Source organism: Acinetobacter brisouii, assembly GCF_008993995.1.
In the GTDB taxonomy this organism is placed as follows: domain Bacteria; phylum Pseudomonadota; class Gammaproteobacteria; order Pseudomonadales; family Moraxellaceae; genus Acinetobacter; species Acinetobacter brisouii_A.
The window spans coordinates 1-5,019 of the sequence record NZ_BKNN01000108.1; the positions used below are offsets into that span (position 1 = coordinate 1).

1 protein-coding gene is annotated in these 5,019 nt (G+C 45.8%); it reads left to right on the forward strand.

The features are described from left to right. Window positions 1-206: 206 nt before the first annotated feature. On the forward strand, window positions 207-5,019 hold a 4,813-nt coding region (locus GBN19_RS14490; RefSeq protein ID WP_151778609.1), incomplete at its 3' end, for an ESPR-type extended signal peptide-containing protein.

Genomic DNA, 5,019 nt, shown 5'->3' on the forward strand with positions numbered 1-5,019 from the left:
AAAAAATGTAGATTTTTTTATGAAAAAATCAATTAGAATAAATATTCATCAAAAACATTTATTTTTTATTCATTCTCTTAGGAATAAGGAGATAAAATGTGATTTACTTTACATTTTTTTAATAATATTATTAATTTTATGTAGTTTAAGAAAATTTCAATCATAGTTTAAGTTATTGTTTTTATTAGTAATTTAGGGTTATTGTCATGAATAAGGTCTATAAAGTTGTTTGGAATGCGTCCTTAGGGATATGGGTGGCGGTTTCTGAACTTGCCAAATCAAAGACGAAAACAAAAAATAATACAGTAGGTTCTGTTCAACTGGATTTAAATGAGCACTACCAAGTATTAAAGCAATCCGCTAGTTTTAAAATAGCGCCATTGTGTTTGTGTATTTTAACTGTTGTTGCACCATCATTTGTTATGGCTCAGGTCAACACGGGTACAGGCTCAAGTACTGTAACGAGCAGTACAGCAACGTCTGGTACTTGCGGTACTCTGACTCAAGCAACAATCTCAGGTACAGCAACGAGTCCTGTCAATGATGTTGTTGCGATTGGTTGTGGTAATACCATTACAGATATGGCAAATTCAGTTGCGATTGGTAGTCAAAATACAGTACAAGCCACCAATAATACCGCACAACAGATTGCAGATCGAAGAGGTGGTGCAACACCTGTCAACTATGCGACAGGCGTAGCAAGCTATACAAGTGCGGCAGTAGCGTTGGGAACTCAAAATACAACAGGTGAAGGTGGTGGTTCGGCAATAGGTACTGCTAACGTAGTTTCAGGTGCTTTTTATGGTATTGCTTTGGGGCAAGGAAACAGTACATCTGGAGGTTATGCAACTGCAATTGGTATTGGTAATGCTGCGAGTGCTACCTCTGCAATTGCAATAGGTACGGCTGTACAAGCAACAGGTAATACAGCAATTGGTATTGGTCGTCAGACTTATTCTTATGCAGATTATGGTATTGCCTTAGGTAATATTGCAAGCGTGTATGCTGGTGCAACAAACTCTGTCGCAATTGGTAATAATTCTGCGGTTCAGGCGAATGCAACGAATGCTGTGGCATTAGGTGCAAGTAGTAATGCATCATCTTCAAATGCGATAGCAGTAGGTCAGTCTTCTGTTGCATCGGGTGCAGCATCAGGTGCATTTGGCTCTGGTGCGACAGCGTCGGGTTCAAATGCATTAGCATTAGGTTCAGCTTCTGTGTCTTCTGGTGCGGCAGGTGTTGCAATTGGTTTATCATCTAGTGCAACATCAGATAATACAGTTGCCTTGGGAACCTCTTCAGTTGCTTCTACTTCTCGTAGTGTAGCGATTGGTGCGGGTGCTACTACTGCAAGTACAGTTAGTAGTAATCAATCTGTTGCTATTGGTAACTTGGCTGCTGCATCTGGTGATCAAACAGTTGCTTTAGGGGGTAACGTAGTTGCTTCAGGTAACTCTTCAGTTGCGATTGGTGGTGACGATGTTGATAAAGTTGCTACAGCATTTGGTACGGTTTATACCACCATTACAGGTGGTACGATCACCTCGGGCACATATATAGCAACCACTGCATCAGGTGCGGGCAGTACGGCAATCGGTGTTCAAAACGTAGCGAGTGGTGCATTTTCTACAGCCTTAGGTATGACATCTACAGCATCTGGTGATGCCTCCGTTGCACTGGGTGTTAAATCTGCTGCATCTGGTCAGGGTGCCCTTGCAATTGGTGCTGTTTCAACTGCAAGTAATACGGGAAGTGTTGCGATTGGTATCAACTCTAAAGCAACAGGGATTAATGCAACTGCGATTGGCTCAGGGAGTACTTCTACATCAGGCGCGACAGCTACAGGCGATGGTTCTGTTGCAATTGGTAATAATGTAGATGCGACCTTAGCAAATACTGTTGCGATTGGTAATGGTGCTCAAGCAACTGCCAATGCAGGTGATGTTGCTCTCGGTGCAAATTCAACAACAAGCAGTATTACGGGTACAACTGGTTATATTACTGGTACAGGGACGACCAATGTTGCAGGTGCTGTTGCTGTTGGTAGTTCAACAGCGTTACGCCGTATTCAAAATGTTGCAGATGGTTCTGCCGATCAAGATGCTGTTACCGTTGCACAGCTTAAAGACGTCAATAACCGTGCTGTTGGTAACACAACTGCTTTAGGTGGTGGGGCTGCTTATGATGCGTCAACAGACACTTATACAGCACCTGTTTTTACAACCACAACCACAACTGGCACCACCACAACATCAAATACTGTAGCGGGTGCACTGTCTAATTTAAATACTGAAGTTGTCAAACCGATTACATTTGCTGGAAATTCAGGAAGCTCAACCAACAAGTTGGGTTCTACCTTAACCATTAGTGGTGGGTTAGCTACAGCAACAGCATCATCAAATAGTAATATTAAAACCGTAGTCACAGGTAATACAGTTGATATTCAAATTGCAAATGCACCAACATTTACAGGAACTGTAACAGCAGGGAATTTAGCTACGGGTGGTAGTTTAACAGTTACAGGAACAAGTAACTTAAATGGTGGTGCAAATTTAAATAATCAAAAAATTACAAATCTTGCTGCGGGTAATTTAGCTTCAGGTTCAACTGATGCGGTCAATGCAGGTCAGCTTTTTACTACGAATCAAAACGTAACGAATGCCCAAACCACAGCTAATACAGCCGTTTCAAATGCAGCAGCGGCGCAAAGTACAGCCAATACAGCGTTGACTACAGCAAACAAAGGTTTGAACTTTGCGGTTAATGGAGGTACAGCGGACAATGTTCAGCTGGGTGAAACCATGAACATGGCTGATGGTACAAATACAACTGCGACTTATGATGCTGCGACAAATACTTATAAATATAATTTGAATGACACGATCAGTCTGACCAGTGCAGGCGGATTAACAGTAGGTAATACGACTGTTAATAACAGTGGTTTGACAATTACAGGTGGTCCAAGCGTTACCTCAAGTGGCATTAATGCTGCAGGCACACAAATCAGCAATGTTGCAGATGCAGTCACTGCAGATCAGGCAGTGAATAAAGGTCAACTTGATGCAGGTTTGACAGCAGCTGATAGTCAAAATGATGCACTTGCGAGCAGTGTTGCGAGTAGCTTAGGTGGTGGTGCAAGTTACAATGCAAGCACTAATACTTTTAGCGCACCTACCTATACAGTAAATGGAACCAGTGTAAACAGTGTTGGTGATGCTATCAGCGAACTAGATAAAGGTTGGGCACTTAGTACGAATGGTACGAATAGTGGTGCAGTCAAAGCAGGTGATAGTGTTGATATTGGTACTGTAGCAGGCGAAACCAACTTGTTGGTGAGCAAAACAGGCAACGATATAGAATACAGTCTGAATCGTAATCTTGATGTAGACAGCGTAACTGCAGGCAACAGCGTACTGAACACCGCAGGTCTTGCGATCAATGATGGCACAGGCAACATCACCAACGTGACTGCAACAGGCAACAGCATCACTGATGGTGCAGGCAACATCACCAACGTGACTGCAACAGGCAACAGCATCACTGACGGCACAGGCAACATCACCAACGTGACTGCGACAGGCACCAACGTCACGAATGGTACGAATACCACCAACTATGGCGCAGATGGCTTTGCGATTGCAGGCGGTCCAAGTGTTAGCTCAACGGGTATTGATTTAGCAGGCACACAAATCAGCAACCTTGCTGCAGGCGCAGTGACGGCGAGCTCAATGGATGCAGTGAATGGCAGCCAATTGTATGGCGTATCAAACAGTGTCAAAGACATCTTGGGGGGGAATGCCAGCGTCAATACGGATGGCACGCTTAGCACCAGCAACATTGGTGGCACGGGTTCAGGCACAGTTGATGGCGCAATTGCAGCAGTCAAAGACAGCGCAACCAAAGCCAAGAGCACAGTCAGCCAAGGTGACAACATCGTGGTGACCAGCAGCAGCAATGCCGATGGCAGCACCAACTACCAAGTTGCGACAGCCAAAGACTTGACTGTGGACAGCGTAACCGCAGGCAACAGCGTACTGAATACGACAGGTCTTGCGATCAATGATGGCACAGGCAACATCACCAACGTGACTGCGACAGGCACTAGCGTGACTGATGGCAGCAATACAGCCAACTACACCGCAACAGGCAACAGCATCACTGATGGTGCAGGCAACATCACCAACGTGACTGCGACAGGCACCAACGTCACGAATGGTACGAACACCACCAACTATGGCGCAGATGGCTTTGCGATTGCAGGCGGTCCAAGTGTTAGCTCAAGCGGCATCAATGTAGCAGGCACACAAATCAGCAACCTTGCAGCAGGCGCAGTGACGGCGAGCTCAATGGATGCAGTGAATGGCAGCCAATTGTATGGCGTATCAAACAGTGTCAAAGACATCTTGGGGGGGAATGCCAGCGTCAATACGGATGGCACGCTTAGCACCAGCAACATTGGTGGCACGGGTTCAGGCACAGTTGATGGCGCAATTGCAGCAGTCAAAGACAGCGCAACCAAAGCCAAGAGCACAGTGACTCAAGGCAACAACATCGTGGTGACCAGCAGCAGCAATGCCGATGGCAGCACTAACTACCAAGTTGCGACAGCCAAAGACTTGACTGTGGACAGCGTAACCGCAGGCAACAGCGTACTGAACACCACAGGTCTTGCGATCAATGATGGCACAGGCAACGTCACCAACGTGACTGCAACAGGCAACAGCATCACTGATGGTGCAGGCAACATCACCAACGTGACTGCGACAGGCACCAACGTCACGAATGGTACGAATACCACCAACTATGGCGCAGATGGCTTTGCGATTGCAGGCGGTCCAAGTGTTAGCTCAACAGGTATTGATTTAGCAGGCACACAAATCAGCAACCTTGCAGCAGGCGCAGTGACGGCGAGCTCAATGGATGCAGTGAATGGCAGCCAATTGTATGGCGTATCAAACAGTGTCAAAGACATCTTGGGGGGGAATGCCAGCGTCAATACGGATGGCACGCTTAGCACCA